Origin of the sequence: Grimontia celer (assembly GCF_900055185.1) — a bacterium.
GTDB lineage: Bacteria > Pseudomonadota > Gammaproteobacteria > Enterobacterales > Vibrionaceae > Enterovibrio > Enterovibrio celer.
Genome location: NZ_FIZX01000001.1, coordinates 912435 through 937480, shown reverse-complemented (window position 1 = coordinate 937480; position 25046 = coordinate 912435). Strand labels below are relative to the sequence as shown.

Below are 25046 nucleotides of genomic sequence, written 5' to 3'. Positions count from 1 at the left end.
AATGCCTTGAAAAAGCTGATTATCCTGCTGCTGTGTGTCATTAGCTGGCCTTCCTTCGCTGAACGTTGGTTCGACGTTGAAGTGATTGTATTCAAGCGTAACCAGAACCCTGACGCTGTTCAGGAAAACTGGCCAGATGCGCAGCCGGACATCAATCTGAGTGGTGCTGTTTCTGTTTTCGACAAACAAACACTGGCGGCACGTGGTCTGCAAGTGCTTCCTAAAAACCAATGGCAGTTGAATGCGGAATACAATCGCTTGGCTAACCATGCAGGTTTCAAACCACTAGCGCATGTCGCTTGGCGTCAAAACGATGGTGGACGCGGCTCTATGCCTAAACTGCGTTTCACTGCAGGGCGTAATTTTGGCGACAGCTTCTATAAAGATGGCACGTCGAAAGATGCGCCTCTGGTGACCAGTGAGTCCGCTCCTGACGGCTATCAGCCCACAGACAAAGTCAGCGGCCCAATGTATGAGCTGGATGGCTTTATTCGTGTATACGTTCAACACTATCTGTTCATTGAAACCGACCTCGCGCTGCGTGAACCTGGTGAACGTAAGGTTCTGAAAGAAGTTCAGGCTGTTCCGGTTCCTCTTGATAACCAAGTGGCAACCGAAGTGGAAGGCGTCACTGCTGAAGGCTCAAATATTGCTGCGGTAACTGAAGGTAGTGCACTGACCGGGCTTCAAAAGCTGGAACGCACCTACTCCATCGAGAAATACTTGAAATCGTATGGTTTTGAGCAAAAACGTCGCATGAGAAGCGGTGAAATCCACTATCTGGATCACCCACTGATGGGCCTGATTATTCAGGTCACTCGCGTTGAATAAGCGCTTTTGTGAATTAGAATTTTTCTACAACGCCCTCATTTGAGGGCGTTGTTTTTTCAGCGTTTTTAACTAAAACTATAACGATACAAACCAACCGAGCAGACCATGCAAGCCAACCTTGAATTCCAGACTGATCGCCTCATATTGCGTGCACTCAAGCAAGTCGATGTCGCACCGCTCAAAAAAGCTATCGCGGAATCGTCAGACACCATCAGCCCATGGCTGGATTGGTGCCATGAAGGATTCGATGATATGGATGCAGAAGCCTGGGTTAATCGTAGCCGCCAGGGCTGGTTAACAGGGGCAAGTTTTGAATTGGCTGCATTTGAAATCGAAACAGGAGAACTTGTCGGTTGTGTTTACCTTTCCAGTATTGATAGCGTCGCCAATATGGCGAACCTTGGATACTGGATTGCCACAAAGTTCCAAGGCCGGGGATATGCCCTAGAAGCCAGCGAAGTGGCTGCCACCCTCGCCTTCACTCATCTTCTCTTAACACGCCTTGAACTGGTAATGGACCCTGCTAACGAAGCCAGCATCCGTATTGCAGAAAAGCTTCGAGCCACATTTGAGTGCCGTGCACGTAATCGTTATATGTATGATGGTGAAGCTCGCGAAGGCCTGGTTTACAGCCTGGTCCCGGGCGATATTCTTTAAAGTTGATGAAGATATAATCTTGTTTCATTCAAAATGATGCGTCATCTCGAAATTAAGACTCTGTCATCGAACTGTCACTAAACCTAAAAATCACCGTAACAGCTGTTCCTATAATCGGGCTTATTAACAATTAACTGACTAGAAATAATGTTTTCCAGAAATCTACACTGGATCGTGTTCGTTGTTGGTACAGTTGCGGCGTTATGCAGCGGTTTCGCTGTTTTTCACATTGACGAAAAGCGTCAACAGAGTGCCTTCAACACACTGATTGAACAACGTTTAAAGGGCTTGGAGAAAGCCCTTTATTCATTCCATGAGTTGCAGCTCTCCGCTCAGCTCTACTTCCAGACCGACAAAAACCTGAGTAAGAAGAAATTCCAGCAATTTCTGGCAAGTCGCACGCGAGAAAATTCGGGCATTCACTCCGTATTTTGGCTGCCAAAAGTATTCAGGGATTACATTGATGACTTCGAGAATAGAGTCGCCGGTAGTGAGGATGACTCTTATAACAACTATCAAACCTATCCTCAGCCTGACTATAGATGTGCATGGGCGCTAAGTGACTATGCCTTTCCTGTCCTTTATGTTTCTCCAGAGAATCAGGTAGAGAACTATATTGGTTGGCGTGCAGAGTCCCAGTGCCAGTTTGCACATGCCATGGAGCGAGCATTTTTCCAACGTAGTCCGGAAGCGAGCTTTTTCGAAAAAGACGATCAGCATGGCGTGCGCTTGTTCTCAGCAGTCATCCTCGAAGAGGAGCTCAAAGGTTACTTGGTCACGTCTATTTATTTCGATAGCTTTTTTTCTGCAATCTGGCCAGATTACAGTACACTGGATAACCTTCAGATCTCCGTCAGGCCTCAGTTCAGCAACAAAAATGATGATAGCGCCTTCCTATTTCAGACCCTGCCACAAAACAAAAATGACACTGCAAGGATATTCACAGCGGAACATTTGGTGAAAATCCCAGGTAGTGAAGAAGGCGTTTGGTTCACATTTACTTCAGGAGAGGATCATCTAGCCAGCTACCGCTACAGTTTGGTCATGACCGTGCTCGGCTTTCTGCTTACCATCGCCACGAGCTTTTGTATTTGGTCCTATTCAAGTCGACTCGCACTCGCTAACCAGTTGGTTTCACAACAGACAAAGAAGCTCCGGTTTCAAGCTTACCATGACAGCCTAACGTCATTGAATAATCGGCTGGCGTTGGAAAAACGGTTGGAGAAAGAACAATCTAAATTACAGAACGCTGAAAGCTTTGGTTTCTCCATCCTGTTTATTGATTTGGATCGCTTTAAAAACGTCAATGACTCCCTCGGCCACTTAATTGGAGACAAACTTCTTCAAGCTGTGGCTGATCGTCTTTTTATGGCCACCCAATCTCCAAATAAAGCGTTTCGTTTTGGAGGTGATGAGTTTGTTGTTTGTCTCCCAGATGTGATCACACAAGATGGTGCTTATCGAAGCGCAAGCGTTTACCTTGATGCCATCAACCAACCATACCTCATTGATGGCCACGATATTCAGATTGGCGCTAGTATCGGTATTTCAACCATCAGAGATCACGGCTTTACGCTTTTGGATATTATCCAACAAGCAGATATCGCTATGTATCATGCAAAAGAAAGCGGTGCTTCGATTACCTTTTTTCACAGCGATATGCTGGAAAAGGCCCAACAGCGTTTTAATATAGAGCAAGACCTAGGTTATGCGCTTGAATTAAACCAACTGTCACTGGTGTTCCAACCTATCTGTAAGGGGGACAGAGTCCACCATTTCGAGGCACTACTGCGTTGGCATCACCCTGAACTGGGTTCTATCTCTCCGATGACTTTCATTCCCATTGCAGAAGACACTAATCAGATCCATGCAATCGGCCGTTGGGTTCTGGCCCGTGTCTGTCAGCTACTCGGGTATTGGCAAAGAGAATCCGGAGGATTTGACTACCCAGGGATCACCGTCAATGTCTCAGCTAAACAACTGGTTTCCCCAGCTTTCATCAGTTTTGTGGAATCACTTATCGAGCAAAACAAAATTGCCCCCTATAAGTTGGGACTAGAGATTACTGAATCAACCTTGATGGAAGATGAGCAAGCCAGCGCACAAGCACTGCAAGCATTGAGAAAGGCGGGAGTTAGACTTTATCTGGACGACTTTGGTACGGGATATTCATCCCTTTCATTACTAGGAGAATACGTTTTTGACGTCATGAAAATAGACCGCCACTTCATCACCAATGTAATCGACTCTGATAGAAGCTCTACCAAGCTTTGCGCAGCAATGATCCAGTTAGCGAAAACCCTGGAAATGGATGTGGTGGCAGAAGGAGTGGAGACGGAAGAACAGCTGACGTGGTTATTAGAACAAGGAGACGTTTCTATACAAGGCTACCTGATCTCACGTCCATTACCTGTTGAGGAGTTGATTAACTGGCATCCAGCCTGCGCTGTATCAAATCGCATTGAAGCTCTTAACTCGACGCCAAAAATCTTTGCGCCGTTCTTGTTAAAACCCCATTTAGGCCAGGCATAAAAAAAGCTGCCATCTGGCAGCTTTTCTTTTTCAAAAACCTGCAGTTAATGCAGTTTCAGCGACGGGCGAAGTACACGGTTGATGCGGCTAACCACCATCATCAAGCCGGTTTTAATCACACCGTGCAGCGCGATCTGGTGCATTCTGTACAAAGAGATGTAAACCACACGCGCCAGTCGGCCTTCTACCATCATCGAACCGCGGGTCAAATTACCCATGAGGCTACCTACGGTCGAGAAACGGCTAAGGGAAACCAGTGAACCATGGTCTTTGTAGATGTAAGGCTTTAGTTCGCGGTCTGTCACTTTCGCCACGATATTCGAGAAACAACGGCTTGCCATCTGGTGTGCTGATTGAGCACGAGGTGGAACCATAGTACCGTCCGGTTGTTCACAAGCTGCGCAATCACCGATAACAAAGATGTCTTCGTCACGGGTGGTTTGCAGCGTTGATTTCACCACCAATTGGTTGATGCGGTTCGTTTCAAGGCCTGCGATGTCCTTAAGGAAATCCGGCGCTTTGATACCGGCTGCCCATACCATGATTTGCGCTGGGATCTTGTCACCGTCTTTGGTTACCAAACCATCTTCGTCAGCTTTTACAACCATGGTCGCGGTGCGAACGTTCACACCCAGCTTGATCAATTCTTGCTGCGCCGCACCAGAAATGCGTGGCGGCAATGCAGGAAGAATACGCTCACCGGCTTCAACCAGAGTAACGTTAAGCTTAGAGCTATCCAGATCCTGGAAACCGTAGTTGTGCAGTTCTTTGATGGCATTGTGCAGCTCAGCGGAAAGCTCAACACCTGTTGCACCGCCACCAACAATCGCTATGTCAACGGTACCATTACCGGATTTCGCATGCAGTTTCAGGAACTCATTGTTCATTTCGTTACGGAAACGGCGCGCCTGTTCAGGGCTATCCAGGAAGATACAGTTGTCGCGAACACCTGCGGTGTTGAAGTCGTTGGAGGTTGAACCGATTGCCATCACCAGAATGTCATAGCTCAGTTCACGTTCAGGCATCAGCAGCTCACCGTCTTCTTCATCGTGCAACGCCGCCAGTTTAATGGTTTTGTTATCACGATCGATGCCAGACAGACTACCGAGTTGGAAATCGAAATAGTGGTTTTTTGCGTGGGCGCGGTAGCTGATTGCATCCACACCTTCGTCGAGGGAACCGGTCGCAACTTCATGCAGAAGCGGCTTCCAGAGATGACTTGCTTTACGATCAACAAGAGTGACCTTGGCGCGTCCTTTACGTCCAAGTGTGCGTCCTAGTTTGGTTGCCAATTCGAGGCCACCAGCACCGCCACCGACTACAATAATTTTGGTCACGATTACTTCCTCACCATGATTTAAATACGAAAAAATTGGGCTACATCCCGCGATAACAGATTCGCGTGATGAAAGAAAATGTGTTTAAACAACCTTCGTATTCGGTCGATTATAAATATCGTTTGGAGAGGTAAAGAGCTTTTGTTTTCAACGTTATAAACGCGCATTTTTGTTTATGTTTTGTTGCACGCTGACACCCGCATTTTTATGACATGGTGCTCATTTTTTGTTGAAACCATTATACAGGTCACTTGATCTCAATCAATTTTTAAATCCCTAAATCCACACTAAATGCAGCGAAAATAGACGAGATTGATGAGTTTCGCGCCAATTGATAACACGGCTGATACAAAAAGAGCACCAACCTTCCCAGCTGATGCTCTTTAAACATATATACCCAAATAACCTGAAGATGCCGGATTCAGCGAGTTTGACTGGCGTTGTGATCGCGGCGTTCCTTTGCAGGTGTAGTCACCTCCATCAAAAAGGAACAACAAAGAGCACGGCGTCAGTCAACTCGCCCGAAGGGAGGCCCTCAATGCGAGCATCTTCAGGTTGTTTGGGTATAAGCGAAATGTTACGCGTCTTTAAACGCTTTCATGGCCTGCAGATGGTGAGAGATGCTTTTAAACTTATGCGTCTGCGCTTCATCCCAAACAATGTCGTAGTAAGGGCTCAATGCTTCTTCTGAACGCGAGTTGTCCAAAATCTCGTCTTCTTTTGATAACACTACCATGCAGCGACCGGCATTCTTGGTGCGGAAATTCTCAACACACTTAGTTGCAATGTCGGCATATTCTTCAGGTCGGTCGATACGCCCTTCCATGTTTTCCTGCGGGAACAGGTTCGGATTGAAGATCACCTGCTTGATGCCACTGAGAAAGCCAATGCGCTCAGACCAGAAGCCGCCAAGTCCGACACCACAAATCAGAGGCGATTTGTCGTCTGACATTTCCATCTGCTTGCTCACTTCTTTAAGAAGGTGCTGCATGTCGTGCTTAGGGTGAAGTGTGCTGTAGTTGATGAAGCGAACGTCTGGGTCAATAAACTGCAGTTGCATGACCTTTTCATGGTTTCCCGGGCTGTTTGAATCAAAGCCGTGAAGATAAATAATCACTAAAAGTCCCTCTCACTCGTCGCTGGTTCACCCAGCTTTTAATCTTTTCCCAAGTTAACCGCTCTAAATGGCATTGAACCGAAAACAAGCGGGTTCAAAAAGCTTGGTTCAGAAATACTACCACTCAATCACACACATTATTAAGGGTTAAGACAGAAACACGGGTACGCCTCAAGGTTTTGAGACGAATTGGCGATTACCGGGCCACACTAGTTCAAAACAGCAGTAATGTCTTCGCTGTAAGAGGCAAGCTTGTTGCGCATTGCGGTTCGTTGCTTCTCAGACAGATGGCGATCCAGACGCTGCAATAGCTCATAACGTCGAGCTAAATACAACGCCATGTCGTTTTTATGCTGCTCACTTTGGAAAGCAATCAGGTGGGAGAAATAGGCATTGATTCGCTCGCCAAGATTGGGGTCTTGCCGGTTCATCAATATCCCTTCGAGTTCTATCATCAATTCATTACGAATCGAATAAAACACAGGGCGCATTTCGATTTGGTAGCCTGCCATTTCCAGAAACTGTTTCTTCTGTTTAGCATTGACCGAATCGACCCAAAACTCTGCCCGTTCGACTAACCGTTCCTGACGGCGCACCTGCTGCTCGTCTGCGCTGCCTTCGTTGGCCTTCTCGACCGCTTCTTCGATGTTTTTGTTAACTGTATCGAGCCAATTCTGGGCCTGCTCGTCACTCATCGATGAAATCAAATTCACAAGAGTCGGGGTAAGCCCTTCCAGTGAGGCCTTGATGCGGGTATTAACAAGGTGGTGATAGTCACCAATGCGCGTGTAAGACAGTGGCTTCGCCATATCTGCTTCAAGTTGGTCAAGCAAAGCCTGAATTTTTGGCAGTTCGTTCTGGCGATGCCATTCATGGAATGCTTCAAGATCGTTATCCAGCTGCTTTTGTTGAGCAGATGTTGTATCAACGTAATCAGAGAGGTAGTAGTCAATCCAGAAAGGAAGCGTGTTGTAAGCAAACTGGTTGGTGCAGGCAGAGAGCAGGAATACAGCGGCCAGCGACAAGAAGAAGTGTCTGACTGAAGATTTGCCGAGTTTCATTTCCTTCGCTCTCCTTTAATACATTCTGCCTTCATTTAACTCGCGATGTGGCCTTCAAGTTGTTTCAGGAAAAATGCGCTTCTTTCCTTATAGATCCCTTCGCCATAGAGCTCATAACCCAATGCAAACCACAACACACCCAGGTAAGCCGCCACTGGTTGCCACATTCTGCAAGCATCAAACCAATCGGCAACTGAGTCTATACGTCTAATTTGACAGTATCGATTCACCAAGGTTTCAAGATCCAGTCCATTTGCGAGAGAAGTCATCACTAAGTCCATCGCCGGATCGCCCAACGCAGCATATTCCCAATCGATGACTTTAACTTCACCGTCATTTTGGCGGATAAAATTGTAGTAACCCAAGTCATAGTGGCAAGTAGCAAGCGGCATGCCTGAAGTAAATCTATGCTTCTGAAAGTGCTCATGAACCGCATTCAATGAATCATTCAACGAGCTTGCGGAAAGGTTGCTGTAGTACACTAACCCTTTATCGAAAGGGTCAAACGTGTTCGAAAGAGGTGGCAATTCGTGGACCTTAGCTTGAAGCGTCGCGGCGATGTCCAACGAAGCCTCCGTCATGGTCTCACCTTCAATCCAGGGATTCAGTAATCCCTCCGGATAACGTTTTACTGGCTGGACAGTCAAGCCTGCTGTTGACGCTAAGGTTAAGGCTTCAAATTCATTATCACGGCTTAAGCCAAATGCCTTTGTAGATGCTGCTTCTGGTCGCCAAACAAATTGGCTACCATCATTCGCAGTCAGTTTCATACAGCGGTTACTTAATCCGCCCTCAAGAAATTCTGCCTGCTCAATAATAAAATCAGGCCGCAGTCTTTCGATGACTGCGGCCTTTTCTTTTTCATCAGCTGAAAGCAATGATTACCATCCAATCAGAGACTTAGACTGCTTCTTGCGGATTTCAGTTTCGTCAGCCCACTCGATAAGGCCGGTTTCCAGATCCATCAGACGCATGGTCATTTTGTAGTAAACGTCTTTGTCGCTGCCGTCTTGCTTGTTGATGCTAGACAGGTTGCCATACAGCATGTATTGCGCACCGACCATTTTACCAAACTGAATGGCAGTACCTGGGTTTACCAGCGCATCATTGTTTTGGAAATCCAGTTGATCGCGAACCGCTTCAACGCGGGTCATGTCAACAAAGCGGAATTTGCCAGAGTTAATCAAACGAGTGCTGATAGTGTCAGTGATTGATTCAGTATCAATGTGTTCAGCGGTTTTGTTCTTGATTGACTCTACAAACACGATTGGGCGGTTGCTGCGGGTAATGGCAGTAACAGAACCAGAAGACAGCATGCTATCTGTCATTTCTACAGCGATTTTTTGCAGATCAGTCGAGCCGAAATCTATCGTCGTCGTTTCCACTTCCTGAGCATCACCATAGCTCACCTGCTTGGCACAACCACCCAAGATGAGCGCTGCAGCACCCACGAGCACAATTAAGCTTTTTTTCATTGGCTTACCTATTTCGTTATAGTCATTGAATATTTCTGAGCGAGACGCGGAAGTTCTTCGCATTTGGGTTCAGTGCCACACCTTGAAGTGTCACGGATTCCCCACCGTAAACGATAAACTGACGCCACGGGGACTTGCCGCTGTCTACTTCGAGACCTTGAGCGTCATACCAGTTAAAGCGGTACTGCAGATTTTGGGACTCGTCACTCTTATTGGTCACCATCACCTGAGCCAGCAGTCGTTCATTCACGACACTGGTTTTTGCGTTGCCAAATTCGAGGTTTTTCGCCAACACCGAATTTCCCAACACCACATTCTGATTACTGCTATCTATGCTGATGCCAGCTGTGTTGTTCGCACAACCTGCCAGCAACATACTCGCTGATAACAGAACTGCTGCATATTTCATCATATGCCTCCTAATATCCCCTGCCAATGAACCACTTGACCGCCCTGCCTGGAAAGCCAAACTAACGTGGTTTTTCCTGATTCTATGTTTACGTTAATAGATTGTCCGTCAGCGTTCACAGTATGCTGACCTTTAGAATAAAACCCGCTATAGACGCCTGCACTTTCAGGCAGTGTCTGCCAGCTTCTGGTATCCGGTTGCTCACTCAACACATTAAAGATGTTGACGACGAGATTGCCAATGCCACTTTCATCATTTTCTGACAAAGACTTACGCATCTCATTTTTTGCCACAACGCGCAGGATTTGCCTTACTGCCATTGCAGGCATCGCTTCACTCAATGCGTTTTGCGCCATACCGTTAACATTCGCCAGTTGCTCTGGCTTTACCGACTGACCATTCACCGTTATAGCTCTTTGAGGTGCAGCGCTATGAGAACGATAGTACGGGAGGCTGACCGTATGCGCTTCGAGGTTACCCCTGCTGTCAGACAGCCACAGCGGCAATCGCCAGAAATCTCGGGCGTTTACTACGCCTTGTTCATTTAACACGATCAACTGGCCCTTCGATCTATCTAGGCGTTGATACTTGCCATATTTTTTCTCAAGCAATTTCAGCTCGTCGCGTCGCCCCTGACGAAAAGCCACTCTTTTCGCAGCATCGGCAATAAATTGATTGTCAGGCTCTACAGCCAGCGCACGATTGTAATCAATAAAGGCACCATTGAGATTACCTTCCGCTTCGTAGAGAAGCGCTGAAAGATAAAACAGATAGCCGTTTTGCACTGAGCCTAATAAGTTACCTGCTGGTGGGTACTTAGAGAGCACCGCTCCAACATTGTCATCAATACCATTTTGCGACGCTGTTTTTGAGGCATTACGAAGCTCACCTTCACGCAGCCTCTTCGCGCGCTCCTGAACCTGGTTAGCGCGTCTTGCTTCAACCAAAGCGCCTTGCAGATCATTTTCCTGCAAGTAATTCAGCATCAGGTACAAATGAAGAAAGCCCAACTCATAGTCCGGAGGCATGTAGGTGATCATATTGTCATTGGTCACCAAGGCGCCTATCTGATCAACACCTTTAGAGAGTTGGATTATGGCTTTGTCTTGTTGTTCTGTTGCAGCCAAATCAGCTTGTTCCAGTGCGGTTTTACTTTGCTCAAGGTCACCGGAAAGCAGAGATAGACGCCCTTTTTCCATACCATTGAGAATTTCACCGTCTGGCGAATCCGGCAACTGCTCCAATGCTTTTTGGTATTCGCCTTTTGCAACCAAAGCGTGTGGTTGCTGCAATGCAGCAGAGTAGTGGCTGAACAGCGCCTGTGCAGAAAGATTGGCGCAACCAACCAGACTAAGTCCAAGGCTGAATGCCACCAATTTCTTTGTAAACGAAAAATTGGCTCTGCGCCTGCCAGCGAGAGCCAAAGAAAGCTTTCTAATCATTAACCAATCAGCATTGGTCCCAGAGGGCGACCACCCACCAAATGCATGTGAATATGGTAAACCTCTTGGCCACCGTGGTTGTTGCAGTTCATGATCAAACGGTAACCATCTTCTGCAATACCTTCATCCGCTGCCAGTTTGCGCGCTACGGTAAACATGCGTCCCAACGCCACTTCATCTTCAGCTTCAATGTCGTTAACAGTCGGGATCAGCTTGTTGGGAATGATAAGAATGTGACTTGGAGCACGAGGGTTGATGTCTCGGAAGGCGGTTACAAGATCGTCTTGATAAACCACGTCAGCCGGGATTTCCTTACGAATGATTTTACTGAATATGGTTTCTTCAGCCACGGGCAACTCCAAATGAATCAGTTACAGAGCTGTAAGTATGCTAGAGACAAAGGAATTGGGCAATAATGAACAGTGTTTTTTATCACACTTCGTGTTCAATACACCAAATCTTCACTTTCCGTAACAATTTCAGTCCAACCTCGAAACAGCTTTCGGCTCCGTTTATCAACCCATAGCTGTTTATTAACCACTCTCTCAACAAATTTGCGTCTCACTTCAAAGGTTCGAAAGTATTGACCTTTTTAAGTTTAAAGTTTTTGAAATACTGGCGGATGACTAGAAAAGCGATGTGTTAGAACAAACGAATCTGCTGGCCAAAATCGACCAGCATGAGACGTGATAGAAGAATAACCATTGGCGTCATCATTAAGCGGGTTCCTTTTCTTTTGCTTTGAACTCGTGTTTCGGGAGGCATCGGTTAATCACCGGTGGGAGGAATATAAATGGCTAAAAAACGACAAAGCTCTGTGATTCGTCGGATGTATGCCGGCTTTGCGGTACTCGCAGTCAGTCTGGTTGCAACCAATACACTTAATTTAAAAAGTTCTCAGGACATCCACGAACAACTTGAGGTCGTTACCTCAGAAGCTCTCCCCTTAGTTTCCTTATCCAACGAAGCCAGTGTCAGCCTCCTCGCTGCAGACAAAATTTTCAAAGATTACCTTACCAGCAGCAATGGTGCGCAAAGCGAACAGGTGCTTGAAAACTTTGATGTCGCTAGACAACGCTTTGATACCGCACTGAATAACCTTTACCAAGCCTCCTCCGGTCAAGAAGGTCTGGAAAACCAGTTGGAATCGCTGCGAGAAATTGAGAATCGCTATTTCGCTGAAGCTTCTGTCGCCATTGGCAACTTCCAGCGCCAACAAACCGCCAAAGAAGAAGGTGTGACCGCTGCCCGCCAATTCCAGCGCATGAACACAGCACTTGCACTCGGTATGCAGGATTTCGTGGCAAACAATGGTTCCACCACGCTGAAAATCATTTCAAAGACTTACTTCAAGAAGCTTCAGGAAACGGAAACCCATACTTCCGACGCACTGGCCAGCAACAAATTGGCTGATGTTGAAAAAGCCATGAACGGCAACCGCCGCAGCGTTAAGCAGCTCAACTACTCTTTCCGTTCACTGACTTCCCAGCTACCAGAATTAAAAGAAAAATTCCAAAAAGACATCGATGCCTTTACCCGCGATGTGAGCCGCGAAGGCGGTGTGCTTGATCAGCACTATGCATATCTCGTTGCAACTAACGAGCTTTACACCAACATCGGTAATCTTGCCGTTGAAGTCGACAACGCAATGGGCATCCTCGACCAGTTCCGTGGTCAAGCGGAAAGCGTGATGTCAGCATCTATCGCACAGGCTAACGACACCTTCAAAAATGGTGTTCGCCAAACGATTTTCATTGGCGCGCTGATTCTGGCAATTACTGTCTTCATTGGCTGGCACATTGCCCGAAGCGTTCGTAAGCCACTGAGCAGTACCCTGAACGTGCTGGAAGCTATCACTGAAGGCGACATGACCCAGCGCATTGAAGTGAAAGAACACAATGAATTTGGCCAGCTGGCAGACCACATCAATACCCTGGCTTCAAATCTTCAAGGCATTCTGCGACAGCTTCGCGATGCAGCAGAGGAGCAAGCTGAGGTTGCAGCCGCAAACCAGTCCACCACGCAAACCGCGAAAGCTCAGCTCAATGAGCAGCGCCAACAAACCACAGCGGTCGCAGCAGCCATGACGCAAATGGAGCACTCGGTGCAAGACGTTGCAAACAGCGCCCGCCACACCATGGATAAAGTGATGGAAGTGAGTGATGCTGCGACGAAAGGCCGTGAAATCATGACCCGCAACATCAGCACCACGCATCAGCTTTCAAGCCGCCTGGATGATTCTGTAGCAGTGGTTTCTTCACTTCAGGAGATGACCGCGAATATTGAAACCATTCTCGACGTTATCAGCAATATTGCCGATCAAACTAACCTTCTGGCACTGAACGCGGCTATCGAAGCAGCCCGTGCTGGTGAACAAGGGCGAGGCTTTGCGGTCGTAGCAGATGAAGTTCGCGTTCTGGCGAAACGTACATCCGACTCAACATCTGAAATCGAAGAGATGATTAGCAAGCTACAGACCCAATCAAGCCAAGCGGTTTTGGTGATGCAGGAATGTGTAGAAGAAATGAGCAGCAGCGTTGCACAGGCTTCTGACGCCAACTCCGCGATGGAAGAAATTGAAGCCATCATCATGATGATAAGCGACATGAGCAGTCAGATAGCACAAGCAGCTTCTGAACAAAGCACCACCTCTGCTGATATCGCGCGAAACGTTGAACACATCAGCTTTATCGCCGACAGCAGTTATACCGCCATGCAGGACGTGGCTGGTGCGAGTGAACGACTCGATGAACAAGCCGTTAATCAGAACGAACTGGTTCATCGATTCACGGTATAACTGGATTTTCTGAATAGAAAAAGCGGGCTATGGCCCGCTTTTTTATTGGTTTCTCTGTTTCAAACACCCATCAGTTTTCGAGTGATCGCCGCCGCGCTGCTCTCTTCACAATGGCTGTTATTCATTCCCGACCACAATGGCGTAAAGTCATCCTTGCCCTCTTTTTCTGCTGCTGCACGCAGTGGCCCCATTTCGATAGAAGCAAAAGGAAAAACAGGCGCTTTGTTGTTCATACAATCCAACGCCGCCATGGCACCATTCACAATGCCGCGCGCTGGGCGTCCTGAGAACACATTCGTGAGTGCCGTGGTTTTTGCAGCTTCCGATTTCAGTGCGTGACGGTGTAACGATGACGTACTGGCTTCATCACAGAGTAAGAATGCAGTCCCTACCTGAACAGCATCAGCACCTAAGGCCAGCGCTTGCTGCACTTCAACTCGGTTCGATACTCCACCCGCAGCAATCACAGGTAATTGAATAGCATCAGCCACTTGCGGCAACAACTCCATGGTAGGACGCTGTGACTCCAGCGATTCGGTGAGGAACATGCCGCGATGTCCGCCTGCTTCAATCCCCTGAACAATCACAGCGTCGGCACCATTATCCTGAAGCCATACTGCTTCTTCCAAGGTTGTCGCTGAAGACAACACTTTAGCTCCCCACCCTTTTACTCGTTTGAGTAGCGAGGATTCCGGCAAACCAAAATGGAAGCTGACAATGGGTGGTGCGTATTGCTCAATCGCGTTCGCGATTTCATGGCTGAATGGCAATCGGCTGGCTTTATTCCCCAAACACTTTTCATTAATGCTGTAACGCTGGAAAAAAGGTTGAAGCTCGGCTCGCCAAACTTTGTGGCGCTCCGCGTCAAAAGGAAAAGATGAGTGACAGAAAAAATTAAGATTGTAAGGCTTGTTTGAGGCGGCTTCGAAACGCTGAATTTCTTCAATCACGCCTTCAGCATCAAGCATACCGCAAGGAATTGAGCCCAATCCGCCGGCTTCACCAACTGCTATCGCCAGCTTGCTGTTCTGAACACCTGCCATGGGTGCCTGAATCAAGGGCAACTCCACCCCAATCCATTTGGCAAAATCCAATTTTTCCATATTCCTATCCTAGATTTTCATACATTTCTAGATATGCACCATCAGCGTTTACCTTACTCCAATTTTGGTGGTCAACAAGTGAGCAACGCCTTGTTTTCAAAAACCTTACGTGCAAATAAATGCATCTATATGCATATTTTTATCCATTTACGCGCCTTCTATTCAAATGTGATCCATGTACATGTTCGCAACATTACGGGTTGTCATATTTCTTTCGTATGGCTTAATTCAAAAAGAAAGCGCTTTCTTTTCGTTTTTCGGTGCTGTTACCCAGGGCGATTTGAAGAGCCAATCTAACAAAAAATAGAAAACAGACAGTGAATAACCGCACTCAAAGAAAGTGCGACTATCCGAAAGGGAGTTTGGAGAGTGTCAAGCAGAATCAACCGAGCTGCGCCTCAAGGTGAGGAGTGGCTGAGCTACCTCAAGCAAAAAACACGTGATTTGGTGGATGCAAAAATCCACGGGATTTCTTTCAGTCCCTATGTTGATGGACAGGGACCTGGCTCCATCATCACTGAAGCTCAAATCCACGAAAGGCTTCAGATCATTGCCCCACACGTTAACTGGGTTCGTACTTTCTCCTGTACTGACGGTAATGAGCTCATTCCAAAAATCGCCAAAGAGTATGGACTCAAAACCATGGTTGGCGTTTGGATTGACGGAAACCACGAAAAGAACGAGGAAGAGCTGCAAAACGCCATCGCCGTCGCGCGCGAAGGGCATGTAGATATTCTTGGTGTGGGTAACGAAGTGCTACTTCGTGAAGACCTGCATGAAGACGAACTCATCAGCTACATCGAACGTGCCAAGGCGGAACTGCCTGACGTTCAGGTGGGCTACGTTGATGCTTACTACTTATTTGAGAATCACCCTCGCGTCGCCGACGCCTGTGAGGTGATCCTGACAAACTGCTACCCCTTCTGGGAAGGCTGTCCGGCAGACTTTGCCGTGCCTTACATGAAGGAAATGTATCGCCGTGCAGTGAATGCCGGTAAAGGCAAACCAGTGATTGTTTCAGAAACTGGCTGGCCAAATGAAGGTGTTCCTGAGCGCGGCTCGATACCTTCAGAAGAAAACGCCCTGAAGTACTTTATTGATACTTATGCATGGGCAGAAGAAGAGAACATTGATGTGTTCTATTTCTCGTCTTTCGATGAAGCCTGGAAGGTGGAAAAGGAAGGCGCGGTAGGTGCGTACTGGGGTCTTTGGGATAAAGACGGCAACTTCAAGTACTCAACCTAACAGAACACATTACAAGGCGCCCGCGGACTATCTGCGGGCATTAGAAAACTAAGGTAAAAAGCGCTATGGAATACAGAAACGCCATTTGTTACTCAGGCTATCGTGAAGGTCAAAACCCTCGTGAGGGAATTTACCCAACGTACCAAGAGATCAAAGAAGACCTTCTTATCCTCTCCCACAACTGGTCTGCACTGCGTCTATATGACTGCGGCACTCACGCAAGACTGGTGTTGGATGTTATTCGCGACGAAGGACTTGATTTCAAAGTAATGCTAGGCGCCGATGTTGCGGCTGAAATGAACAACCCAAATTGCCCTTGGGGAGCACAGTTCAGCGAAGAAACGCTGGAGAAAAACCGCCAGCACAACAAGGAAGAAATCGACCGCCTCATCGAGCTTGCAAACGCATATCCGGAAGTTGTTGGTTATGTATCAGTCGGCAATGAAGCAAGCGTTGAATGGACAGATCACCTGATCTCTGTTGAGAAGCTGGTCGAGCACGTACAGAAAGTGAAAGACAACATCAGCCAACCTGTCACATTCTGTGAAAACTACGTGCCTTGGACTTACAAGCTGGATGCGCTGGTTGAAGTGATCGACTTCATTTCCCTGCACACTTACCCGGTTTGGGAATACAAAACTATCGACGACGCGCTGGAATACACTAAGCAAAACTACCGCGATGTCGCCGATCGTCACCCAGGTAAGCCTGTTGTTATTACCGAAGCTGGCTGGGCAACAGCCTCTAACGGCCGTGGCATTGAAGCATGGAATGCGTCTGAAGAACTTCAGGCAGCTTACTATGACCAACTGCTGCAGTGGACGCGTGATGAAAAGATCCTGACTTTTGTCTTCGAAGCGTTTGACGAGCCATGGAAAGGTGACAACCACCCTGAAGAGCCAGAGAAACACTGGGGTCTGTTCAAGGTGGACCGCACACCAAAACTGGTCATGCAGTCTCTGTACGGTTGACTACAAAGAAGGGCGGATTAACCGCCCTTTTCTTTTCCTGCCGCTCACCACTAACAGCCTGCCGTGAGCATATCAATTTCGTAAAGATGATTCGCCGTAGCCTCATGGTAACGAACTGCACAATAGACATCGTCACTCGCATTGAAGCCCCAGGGAATGGAATTTTTATACTCCGGGAAGGTCACAATCGCGGTTCGACGGCCGTTGGTTTCGCTGGTATTGATGATTAATCCACTGTCGAGATTGATGATTTTTCGGAAGTTATCGATATGAGCGGAAGGATAACCAAAGCAGGTATAAATACCGTCAGACAAAAATGAGTCATCACCACGGCACTTTTCCAGTTTTTCTTCCAAAATCGCTTTGGCATTCACCATAGAAGCAGCACTTTGAATTGCGGCTTTCACCTCATTCAAAACACCATTCTTAGCCTGAGATTCAAAGTTAATAAACTTCGGTGCAGCGGTGACGGCTAATACCGCCATAATGATGACAACAACAAGCAATTCAATGAGCGTAAAGCCTTTCATAATTATCGTTTTTGGCGAAAAATCGCCATTCTACAGAGCATTATGAGAATGTCTTTGCTTAGAACACGAAATTTATGAAACAAATGACTGATTGGCTATTTCTCAAACTGAGAGCGTTCACATTTAAATCAAACCCTTTCTGGCCTTTACCGGACAAGCCTCATAGGCACAAAACGAATACCATTGAAATCTGATTCTTCACCTGTTGCCTCAAAACCTTGTGATGCATAAAAAGCCAAAGCATTGACTGATGAGCGAAGCGATATTTCTTTCGAACTCGTTGTTGTTAATACATGCTCTAGCAGGCGTTTCCCCAGCCCTTTGCCTTGTGCAGATTTAGCTACAAAAAGATGGGTCAGATAATTCCCTTCGCGCAACGCTGCAAACCCAATAACTTTCTCATTGTTAAACGCTATGACGGTGTAGAAACGGGAATCATCGAAGGTGGTAGCAAGGTCTGGCAGGATTCGGGATTTAAACTCGGCCTTTCCCTGCGTATTAAACAAAGGCATAACGTCTGCTTCTGAAACAGAATTCACCAATTCCTGAGCCGCTTCCAAATCCCTTAACACCACTTTGCGGATTTCCATCTTCTCTCCCTACTGTTGACCTTAAAACTTCGCTTTGATCTTCTGAACAAATTTATCGACCTGCTCCCTGCCCGCCTTTTCGGCGTTATAAAGAGAAAGGAAAGTCACCTTACAATCTTTCGCGCACGCACCTAAAATCGCCGTTTTCAGTATGCGCTTCACCGGCTTGTGCATCACCAGTTTATCCACCCACCAAGGTGAACCCAGTGTCGTCACTACTTTCACTTCTTTGAGGTTACTCAATCTGGGCTTAATTGCTCCTAGTTCCGCGTCATGATCGTAGGCATAGCCAGGGGCCCATACGCGGTCAATCCAGCCTTTCAGCATCGCGGGAAAGCTAAACCACCAGGTTGGAAAGATAAGCACTAAGGACTCCGCTTCCACCAGCTGTTCAAGCTCTTTGTTAAGCTGACTTCGGTCAAAGTCTTCGGCGTAGTAACTTTGCCTTTCTTCTGCACTTAACACTGGGTCGAAGTTAGCGCCATAGAGATCCAGCAAGGTGATGTCATAGCCTTTCGACTCTAGGTGTTTAATCGTTTCCTGACAAAGGTAACTGCACAAGCTTTCCTTAAGAGGGTGCGAAAGCACCACCAAACACTTCATGAAATTCTCCCTTGTTTCATTGCCACTCGTTCTATCAAGACTTTGCGAAAAGAAACGCGCCACATGACGCCATAAAGCCGCCGGATACCTTGTTCAGGATTTGCTTCTCACGCTTACTTTTCAGCACCTTGCCGGCTTTGGCTGCGGAATAAGCATACATCCCCAACACACCACCCACGCCAACGGTAGAAATCAGAAGAATGGCACCCACTTGAAGCCCGGTGATTTGAGTCACGTCCACAAACGCGGGGAAGAAGCCCATGTAAAACAAGATTGCTTTGGGGTTAGAGAGACCGACCACTACTCCCGTCAGCAAGCTCGAAAACCTTGATGATTGCGAAGGGACAGATTCTCCGTCTTCAGGGACTTCTGCCGTCCAACTGACGTAGGCGAGCCAGAACAAATAGGCAATGCCGACATACTTGATGACGAAAGACACTTCACCCAGCACTTTCGATAATGCGGAAAGCCCTGAAAGCGCAAGGAAGATGAAAATATAATCCGCAATCAGGATCCCTAACGCGAGCAACATACCTTGCTTCATTCCACTTCCCATCGAGCGCGAAATTGTCGCAAACACGCTCGGGCCAGGAATAAGTGCGGAAAGTGCCATAGCGAAAAACAGTGCGATACCAGAAGCAATGGTCATGATTCCTTTCTCCTTGATAGCGGGTCACGAGCCCGCTCAATTCCCTTATTGGTTAGCAAACGCAGCCAGCGCATCACCATCCATTCGATAGGTGATCCACTCTTCCTGAGGTTTGGCCCCAATTGACTGATAGAAGTTGATAGCGGGCTCATTCCAATCCAAAACACTCCATTCAAAACGGCCGCATTTTTTAGATACCGCCAGCTCTGCCAGATACTTCAAAATCGCTTTACCTGCGCCAATGTTCCTGTATTCCGGTGAAACATAAAGATCTTCCAGATAAAGGCCATTCTTGCCCAACCAAGTCGAATAGTTGAAGAAGTAAACTGCAAAACCAACGGGCTCATTGCCCAGCAGGCACATAATGGCTCTCGCGTTGGCTTCTTCGGAAAAAAGAGACTGCTCAATCGCTTCAATGCTGGTCTTCACTTCATGCTCGGCTTTTTCATACCTTGCCAACTCAGTGATAAAGCGCAGAATTGTCGATGCGTCTTCAATAGTGGCATCTCTGATTTCAATACTTTCCATGTCCTGTGTGCTCCTTAACTACTTAGGATCTGATAACCGCGATAAGATCGGTGAAATAGTCGTTGTCGCCAGATTGACTCAACAAGGTCGTCAACTGGCCGCGATGATGCGTTTGATGATTAAAAAAATGCAAAAGCACAGAGGCGAGATTTTCAGAATACTCTGCCCCTGCTGTATTTCGGTAGGTCAAAGTGTTATTAAATTCCTGCTCTGGAATAGACGCGACCCAGCGGGAAATATCATCATCAAGCGACGTTCTCAGTGCTTTCAAAGAGGCCAAGTCTTCCACCAGATGTACTGTGTTACTTGGAGGCTCGGGATAACGGCTTAACAACTGTTCAAGCATCACCTCGCTAGGAACGCGGGTAAAGCGATTCAGCCACAACAAATCACCCGTCAGAATATGACTCATGGTATGAAAAGCAGAGCCAAAGAAAGCCTTTCTGTCTTCATACAAGTCTTCGTCACTGAGATTTTCCATATGACCCAGCAATTGCTCATTCATCCACCGGTTGTACCTTGCCATTAGCTCAAACTGGCTTTTCATATCGACCCTATTCCCTTATATCGATTTCTTTCCAAGCGTTCGCTTCTCAAGCTCCACATTAACGCGCACGAATTCATTCAGTTCCTTTACCGAGCGGATGACATACACGTTTTTGTTCTCCGACATGGCTTCAAGCCTTTTCAGGAACTTGTCATTCCAGAACTTCGGTGACAGTTTGAGAAACTTGTAACTTTGCACACTGCCCTTGAGCACCGAGCTTCCATCAGGCCATCCTTCCGGTTTGATGAACAAACCTTTCAGCAGTCGTTTGGTGACCAGCCAGTAGCTTGTCGAGTAAGGCAGTTCGACATAAACCAGCGTATCTGCCGCTTCCAAACGTTTGTTAAACGAACCGAGCAATCCCATACCATCCAGTATCCAGCTCTCCGAGGCCAGTATCTCATCATGCCGCGCTTCAAAACTTTCGTGGCTCACCTGCTCTCCATTTTTCTGGTAAAGCATGGAATCCAACTGATAGAGAGCAATCCCGGTCTCTGACGCCAGTTTTTTGCTTAGGGTGGATTTACCGCTTCCCGGTTTTCCAAATACCGCTACTTTCTTCATGTCGCCTCCAAGATAAAAACCAAGAAGCAGAAAAAAGAAAACCCACCTCTTGGGTGGGTTCTGCAAATATAACGCGCAACAGCATCCCCACCATTCCTATGGAATGATGATAATTCGGATGAGTTTGAGCATTGAATTCGTTTTCATACACCTATAGTTGTCAATGCCAATAAGGAAGTCAACCATTCCTCCTTTAAATACAGAAGATTACAACAATATTCTGTATTAATAGCTAACACTCGGTTAGCAGCAGTGAACATCCCTATTTGTCAGTTTATCTGGCTTTTCTGACTCTCATAAAAACACATGGAAACAGTAAAATTCGAGAAAGAAGATGAAATAAAAGCCCTTTTCCACTATCATCCTGCCGCCTGAGCGCAAGCGTTTGCTTTTTATTTCACATTCCTTGCCGACAGGCGCCAATCCGATATTTTAGCTATGGAGGGACGCCTTAATGACCACACTTACAATTACTCGCCCTGACGACTGGCATGTTCACCTTCGCGATGGCGAAGTGCTGACAGATACCGTCCGCGACATCAGCCGTTACAACGGTCGCGCGCTCATCATGCCAAACACCGTCCCTCCTGTGACCAACACTGAAATGGCACTTGCTTACCGCGAACGCATCATGGCGCAAAAGCCTTCTGAGCAATTCGAGCCACTGATGGCGCTCTACCTAACCGACAACACCACACCAGACGAAATCCGCAAAGCGAAAGCGTCTGGCGCTGTTGTTGCTGCGAAACTTTACCCTGCCGGTGCAACCACCAACTCGGATTCAGGCGTGACCAATGCAAAGAACATCTACCACGTTCTTGAAGCCATGCAGGAAGTAGGAATGTTGCTGTTGGTTCATGGTGAAGTGACCCACCACGAGGTGGACATCTTCGATCGCGAGAAAGAGTTCCTTGATACCGTTCTGGCGCCCATCGTTAACGATTTCCCTAACCTGAAAATCGTCCTTGAGCACATCACCACAGCGGATGCGGCAAACTTCGTGAAAAACGCGAACGAGAACGTTGCAGCAACCATTACCGCTCACCACCTGATGTATAACCGTAACCACATGCTGGTTGGCGGCATCAAACCTCACTTCTACTGCCTGCCAATTCTGAAGCGCAACACGCACCAGAAAGCGCTTGTTGAAGCAGCGACCAGCGGTAGCAAGAAATTCTTCCTGGGTACAGATTCAGCGCCACACGCGAAAGGCGCGAAAGAATCAGCATGTGGTTGTGCCGGTTCTTACACCGCACACGCAGCACTAGAGCTTTACGCAGAAGTGTTCGAACAAGAAGGTAAACTGGATAATCTGGAAGCCTTCGCAAGTCAAAACGGCCCAGACTTCTATGGTGTGCCACGTAACACCGACACTGTAACGCTGACCAAGGAAGAGTGGCCAGTGCCAGACACCATGCCATTTGGTTCTGACATTGTCGTGCCAATCCGCGCTGGCGAAACCGTTAGCTGGAAAGTAAAGTAATTCGAAACAGCTAAGAACATCTTAGTGAATGAAAGAAGCCTGACGACGAGTCGGGCTTTTTATTACCCTCTGATGAAACCCCACTTCAACGCTAATCCAGCCTGCCTACTCCAAACCCGAAAAGCTTAGCCGCCATTGATTATGTAGAAATCATTGAAACTGTCTTTTCTTTTAGCCCATTTATCAATAATGAAGTGTGTAATAACGTTATCCCATCGCCGCTACTCAGGCAAAACGAACAATAAGAATGGGAGAATGAAAGATGAGCCATGCAGCAATCATCAATGACCAAGCAACCGTCAACGCTTTGGACCAAGCACGTAATCTCACGCTGCCTTCAAGACAAGAAATGTTAATGCGTACCCCAACTGTTCAAAAGTTTTGGGATAACAACCGAGAGTTACTGAGCAGCGCCTGGAAAGAGTGGCAGCGCACTGAGCAGGGCAATGCATTTAAGTTGGATGAATCTTTATTGAATGCAAAACTCCGAGATGCAGTCAACAAAGCATGGGAAGACCCAACAACAGAGTTGGATGTGAAAGAGCTGTGGGAAGAAGTCGCTCCAGGTGTCTTCCAATGCCAGTTTTTCGACCCTGAACGTTTGGCACAGCTGCGTGGTTATTTGGAAAACGTCGCCAACGCGGAGATTCCTTTGCGTCCTCCTTATGGCATCGCGCTAAACCGACACGGCGCTATGCTGGACAAGCGTTCTGAAGGCTATCTGGCCGCACCGGAGTTTCAGGCGTTCTATCAATCAGTGATGGACAAATATATGCGCCCTGTCGCCCGACTGCTGTTTCCAGAAGTTACTGGCTATGATTCGCAAACCTTTGGGTTTTCGATTCAGTATCAACCCGGTGTTGATACGTCACTGCGACTGCACACTGATGCTTCCGCGGCGACAATGAATATCAACCTCAACCTGCCAGGTGAAGAGTTCACTGGCTCAGAGATTGATTACTACGACCCAGCCACAGGTGTGGTGCGTCGACTCAGCTTTGAACCGGGTATCGCGATGATTCACCGTGGCAGTGTGCCGCATGCTGCACAGCCTATCACCAGTGGTTCGCGCACAAACATCGTGTTGTGGTTATATGGCGACCGCATGCAGATCCCTGTTCGTGGTTTGACCCAAGAAATTGATGCGAAAGCACGCTGGACAGTGCCAGTGTCGACCCCAGATAGCTACGCACCGTTTTGATATGAAGATTAGAAACAGCAAGCCCGGCATATAGCTGGGCTTTTTCTTTGAGTAATTGGCGGATATCAAATAGATTTGAGAAGGTGAGATATTCTCTAGCGCTTAGGCAGCGTCAAATATTCGCTTGGTACGCTGTCCACCAACCAGACATTATTCATTGTCTTATAAAATTCAAAACCATCTTCATGCATTCGCTTTGCATCAATGGTTAAACAAACAGGCTTTCCATACCGCGTACCAACGGATGACGCGACGCTCTCTGATTCTGTTAAATGAACGTACTGGCGATTTCCCTTCAATAACCCTTCTTTCTCTATCTGAACAACAAATCGTTCGGCCGTCCCATGAATCAGTTGAGATGGCGGCACCCGTGGTGATAGCCCCAAATCAACGCAGATTGAATGACCTTGATTCGCTCGAATACGATGCCCTGCCTCATCAAGAGAAAAGCGCTGTTTATCATTGGTTTCAACCACCAATCGGATTAAATCCACTGATAGTTCATAATCCTTGGTATTTGCGATAAGGGCGTTAATTTCAGCCCAACCTTGCTCATCAAGTACAAGGTTAATGGCTTCTGGCTTGTGCCTGAGTACAAAGCTTAGGTACTTTGAAATGTCGGTGAGTTCTTTGTTCATCAATATATAGTTTTCATGTCTATTGAGTCTTTTGATCCAAGACTAAAGCTACTTTCTGTTCGATCTCTTCTACCAACTCGGGATCCATATATTGGTATTCGTCTGGGATATCCAAAACATACAATGGCTTGTGATCGAGTAATCGTGAAAATTCGGCAGTTAGTCTGTTTTTATGCTTCTTCTCCATCACAAAGACAACATCCGCCCAGCGTATATCTGCCCCACTGACCGTCTTCCTCGCTTTTGGGCTAGTGCCAGCAGAACGCGCATTAAAGCCGGGTTGTCTTCTCCAAACTTCTTCACCTGTTGGGCTACGCCATTGGTTGCGACTACAAACAAAAAGAAGGTTTTTCATTTCTTGCTTTTGACGAAGCATATCTCTCCATGATGACTTAGCTAAAAAAGTGTTTGATTCATAGCAAGCCGGATCAGTCCCCAGAATGTGACGTACCAATACTATTACTCGGCCCACCACCAAAACTTCCCTTATCGGGGTCATTCTCATCGTCTTGGCCTTTATAAAAAAGAAGCAAACCAATTGCAGAAATTAAAGGTATCAGCCACACCAAAATGACTTGAGCAACTTTTTGGGTGGTTCCTAAATCATCCCTTCTAGATAAATAGAATGAAGTATATGTATTTAAAATCAAAGTAATGACTAAGAATACAAACCAGTAAGTTATTGACACATGACACCCTTGAATTGCATTCACCCAAACTACAGCCACTGAGTGAT

General features: G+C 47.1%; 27 protein-coding genes. 8 read left to right on the top strand and 19 right to left on the bottom strand.

From position 1 onward, the window contains the following. Positions 1 to 6 precede the first annotated feature (6 nt). The 3 genes from GCE9029_RS04250 to GCE9029_RS04240 all read left to right on the top strand — a co-directional run bounded on the left by GCE9029_RS04250 (position 7) and on the right by GCE9029_RS04240 (position 4020). Positions 7 to 831: a peptidoglycan binding protein CsiV gene (locus tag GCE9029_RS04250; protein ID WP_062661176.1), complete on the top strand. Its 825-nt coding sequence runs from the start codon at positions 7 to 9 to the stop codon at positions 829 to 831. Positions 832 to 936: 105 nt separating this feature from the next. Next, on the top strand, positions 937 to 1488 hold the full coding sequence (locus tag GCE9029_RS04245; protein ID WP_062661175.1) for a GNAT family N-acetyltransferase: 552 nt from the start codon (positions 937 to 939) through the stop codon (positions 1486 to 1488). Positions 1489 to 1635: 147 nt separating this feature from the next. Next, a complete protein-coding gene (locus GCE9029_RS04240) occupies positions 1636 to 4020 on the top strand; it encodes a bifunctional diguanylate cyclase/phosphodiesterase (RefSeq protein WP_062661174.1) in 2385 nt (794 codons plus the stop codon). Positions 4021 to 4064: 44 nt separating this feature from the next. Here the strand turns inward: GCE9029_RS04240 and GCE9029_RS04235 are convergent, their stop codons facing one another. The 8 genes from GCE9029_RS04235 to hinT all read right to left on the bottom strand — a co-directional run bounded on the left by GCE9029_RS04235 (position 4065) and on the right by hinT (position 11211). Beyond that, a complete protein-coding gene (locus tag GCE9029_RS04235; protein ID WP_046307840.1) occupies positions 4065 to 5357 on the bottom strand; it encodes an NAD(P)/FAD-dependent oxidoreductase in 1293 nt (430 codons plus the stop codon). 577 nt (positions 5358 to 5934) lie between these two features. After that, entirely contained in the window at positions 5935 to 6474 is a 540-nt protein-coding gene (gene ycfP / locus GCE9029_RS04230) for an alpha/beta hydrolase YcfP (protein WP_062661173.1), read from the bottom strand. 209 nt (positions 6475 to 6683) lie between these two features. After that, positions 6684 to 7535, bottom strand: coding sequence for a DUF6279 family lipoprotein (locus GCE9029_RS04225; RefSeq protein WP_062661172.1), 852 nt, complete (start codon positions 7533 to 7535; stop codon positions 6684 to 6686). A 35-nt stretch (positions 7536 to 7570) separates the two neighbouring features. Then, the gene (locus tag GCE9029_RS04220; RefSeq protein ID WP_082804271.1) at positions 7571 to 8413 is read right to left on the bottom strand and encodes a phosphotransferase; all 843 of its coding nucleotides are present in this window, start codon (positions 8411 to 8413) and stop codon (positions 7571 to 7573) included. A gap of 3 nt (positions 8414 to 8416) precedes the next feature. Next, positions 8417 to 9010, bottom strand: a complete 594-nt coding sequence (lpoB, locus tag GCE9029_RS04215; RefSeq protein WP_062661171.1) for a penicillin-binding protein activator LpoB — start codon at positions 9008 to 9010, stop codon at positions 8417 to 8419. Between the two features lie 22 nt (positions 9011 to 9032). Beyond that, positions 9033 to 9419 carry a YcfL family putative periplasmic lipoprotein gene (locus GCE9029_RS04210; protein ID WP_062661170.1) on the bottom strand — a complete coding sequence of 129 codons (387 nt, stop codon included), beginning with the start codon at positions 9417 to 9419 and terminating at the stop codon, positions 9033 to 9035. Then, the gene (locus GCE9029_RS04205) at positions 9419 to 10861 is read right to left on the bottom strand and encodes a COG3014 family protein (RefSeq protein ID WP_062661169.1); all 1443 of its coding nucleotides are present in this window, start codon (positions 10859 to 10861) and stop codon (positions 9419 to 9421) included. Before GCE9029_RS04205 ends, GCE9029_RS04210 begins: the two co-directional genes overlap by 1 nt. Next, positions 10861 to 11211 (bottom strand): purine nucleoside phosphoramidase, encoded by a 351-nt coding sequence (gene hinT, locus GCE9029_RS04200; RefSeq protein WP_062661168.1) that lies wholly within the window; start codon positions 11209 to 11211, stop codon positions 10861 to 10863. The genes GCE9029_RS04205 and hinT overlap by 1 nt, the downstream gene beginning before the upstream one ends. Before the next feature lie 443 nt (positions 11212 to 11654). Here hinT and GCE9029_RS04195 point away from each other — a divergent pair, with 443 nt between their 5' ends. Next, positions 11655 to 13658, top strand: coding sequence for a methyl-accepting chemotaxis protein (locus GCE9029_RS04195; RefSeq protein WP_062661167.1), 2004 nt, complete (start codon positions 11655 to 11657; stop codon positions 13656 to 13658). A 59-nt stretch (positions 13659 to 13717) separates the two neighbouring features. Here GCE9029_RS04195 and GCE9029_RS04190 read toward each other — a convergent pair whose 3' ends face one another. Beyond that, positions 13718 to 14761, bottom strand: a complete 1044-nt coding sequence (locus GCE9029_RS04190) for an NAD(P)H-dependent flavin oxidoreductase (protein ID WP_062661166.1) — start codon at positions 14759 to 14761, stop codon at positions 13718 to 13720. 369 nt (positions 14762 to 15130) lie between these two features. On the opposite strand from GCE9029_RS04190, the gene GCE9029_RS04185 reads away from it, so the two are divergent. Together GCE9029_RS04185 and GCE9029_RS04180 are read left to right on the top strand one after the other, a co-directional pair. Beyond that, positions 15131 to 16006, top strand: coding sequence for a glycoside hydrolase family 17 protein (locus GCE9029_RS04185; RefSeq protein WP_062661165.1), 876 nt, complete (start codon positions 15131 to 15133; stop codon positions 16004 to 16006). A gap of 65 nt (positions 16007 to 16071) precedes the next feature. Continuing rightward, the gene (locus GCE9029_RS04180; RefSeq protein WP_062661164.1) at positions 16072 to 16977 is read left to right on the top strand and encodes a glycoside hydrolase family 17 protein; all 906 of its coding nucleotides are present in this window, start codon (positions 16072 to 16074) and stop codon (positions 16975 to 16977) included. A gap of 50 nt (positions 16978 to 17027) precedes the next feature. On the opposite strand, the gene GCE9029_RS04175 is transcribed toward GCE9029_RS04180, so the two are convergent. The 7 genes from GCE9029_RS04175 to GCE9029_RS04145 form a co-directional block, all read right to left on the bottom strand. Further along, a complete protein-coding gene (locus tag GCE9029_RS04175; protein ID WP_062661163.1) occupies positions 17028 to 17507 on the bottom strand; it encodes a prepilin-type N-terminal cleavage/methylation domain-containing protein in 480 nt (159 codons plus the stop codon). A 146-nt stretch (positions 17508 to 17653) separates the two neighbouring features. Further along, entirely contained in the window at positions 17654 to 18097 is a 444-nt protein-coding gene (locus tag GCE9029_RS04170; RefSeq protein ID WP_062661162.1) for a GNAT family N-acetyltransferase, read from the bottom strand. Positions 18098 to 18118: 21 nt separating this feature from the next. After that, complete coding sequence (locus tag GCE9029_RS04165) at positions 18119 to 18700, bottom strand: NAD(P)H-dependent oxidoreductase (RefSeq protein WP_062661161.1); 582 nt, start codon at positions 18698 to 18700, stop codon at positions 18119 to 18121. Between the two features lie 34 nt (positions 18701 to 18734). Further along, complete coding sequence (locus tag GCE9029_RS04160) at positions 18735 to 19349, bottom strand: LysE family translocator (RefSeq protein ID WP_062661160.1); 615 nt, start codon at positions 19347 to 19349, stop codon at positions 18735 to 18737. Between the two features lie 45 nt (positions 19350 to 19394). Next, complete coding sequence (locus tag GCE9029_RS04155; RefSeq protein WP_062661159.1) at positions 19395 to 19877, bottom strand: GNAT family N-acetyltransferase; 483 nt, start codon at positions 19875 to 19877, stop codon at positions 19395 to 19397. A gap of 22 nt (positions 19878 to 19899) precedes the next feature. Then, on the bottom strand, positions 19900 to 20424 hold the full coding sequence (locus GCE9029_RS04150; RefSeq protein WP_062661158.1) for a DinB family protein: 525 nt from the start codon (positions 20422 to 20424) through the stop codon (positions 19900 to 19902). A gap of 15 nt (positions 20425 to 20439) precedes the next feature. Continuing rightward, positions 20440 to 20988 (bottom strand): P-loop NTPase family protein, encoded by a 549-nt coding sequence (locus GCE9029_RS04145; protein WP_062661157.1) that lies wholly within the window; start codon positions 20986 to 20988, stop codon positions 20440 to 20442. 454 nt (positions 20989 to 21442) lie between these two features. On the opposite strand from GCE9029_RS04145, the gene pyrC reads away from it, so the two are divergent. Both pyrC and GCE9029_RS04135 read left to right on the top strand, forming a co-directional pair. Next, positions 21443 to 22471 carry a dihydroorotase gene (gene pyrC, locus GCE9029_RS04140; RefSeq protein WP_062661156.1) on the top strand — a complete coding sequence of 343 codons (1029 nt, stop codon included), beginning with the start codon at positions 21443 to 21445 and terminating at the stop codon, positions 22469 to 22471. A gap of 262 nt (positions 22472 to 22733) precedes the next feature. Beyond that, on the top strand, positions 22734 to 23672 hold the full coding sequence (locus GCE9029_RS04135) for a 2OG-Fe(II) oxygenase family protein (RefSeq protein ID WP_062661155.1): 939 nt from the start codon (positions 22734 to 22736) through the stop codon (positions 23670 to 23672). 95 nt (positions 23673 to 23767) lie between these two features. Here the strand turns inward: GCE9029_RS04135 and GCE9029_RS04130 are convergent, their stop codons facing one another. From GCE9029_RS04130 to GCE9029_RS25770, 3 genes are read right to left on the bottom strand one after another with little or no spacing between them, the layout of a single operon-like run. Then, positions 23768 to 24310, bottom strand: coding sequence for an RNA 2'-phosphotransferase (locus GCE9029_RS04130; protein ID WP_062661154.1), 543 nt, complete (start codon positions 24308 to 24310; stop codon positions 23768 to 23770). A 19-nt stretch (positions 24311 to 24329) separates the two neighbouring features. Next, positions 24330 to 24686: a low molecular weight protein tyrosine phosphatase family protein gene (locus GCE9029_RS04125; RefSeq protein WP_197475319.1), complete on the bottom strand. Its 357-nt coding sequence runs from the start codon at positions 24684 to 24686 to the stop codon at positions 24330 to 24332. Between the two features lie 52 nt (positions 24687 to 24738). Then, positions 24739 to 25038: a hypothetical protein gene (locus GCE9029_RS25770; protein WP_231870036.1), complete on the bottom strand. Its 300-nt coding sequence runs from the start codon at positions 25036 to 25038 to the stop codon at positions 24739 to 24741. Positions 25039 to 25046: the final 8 nt, after the last annotated feature.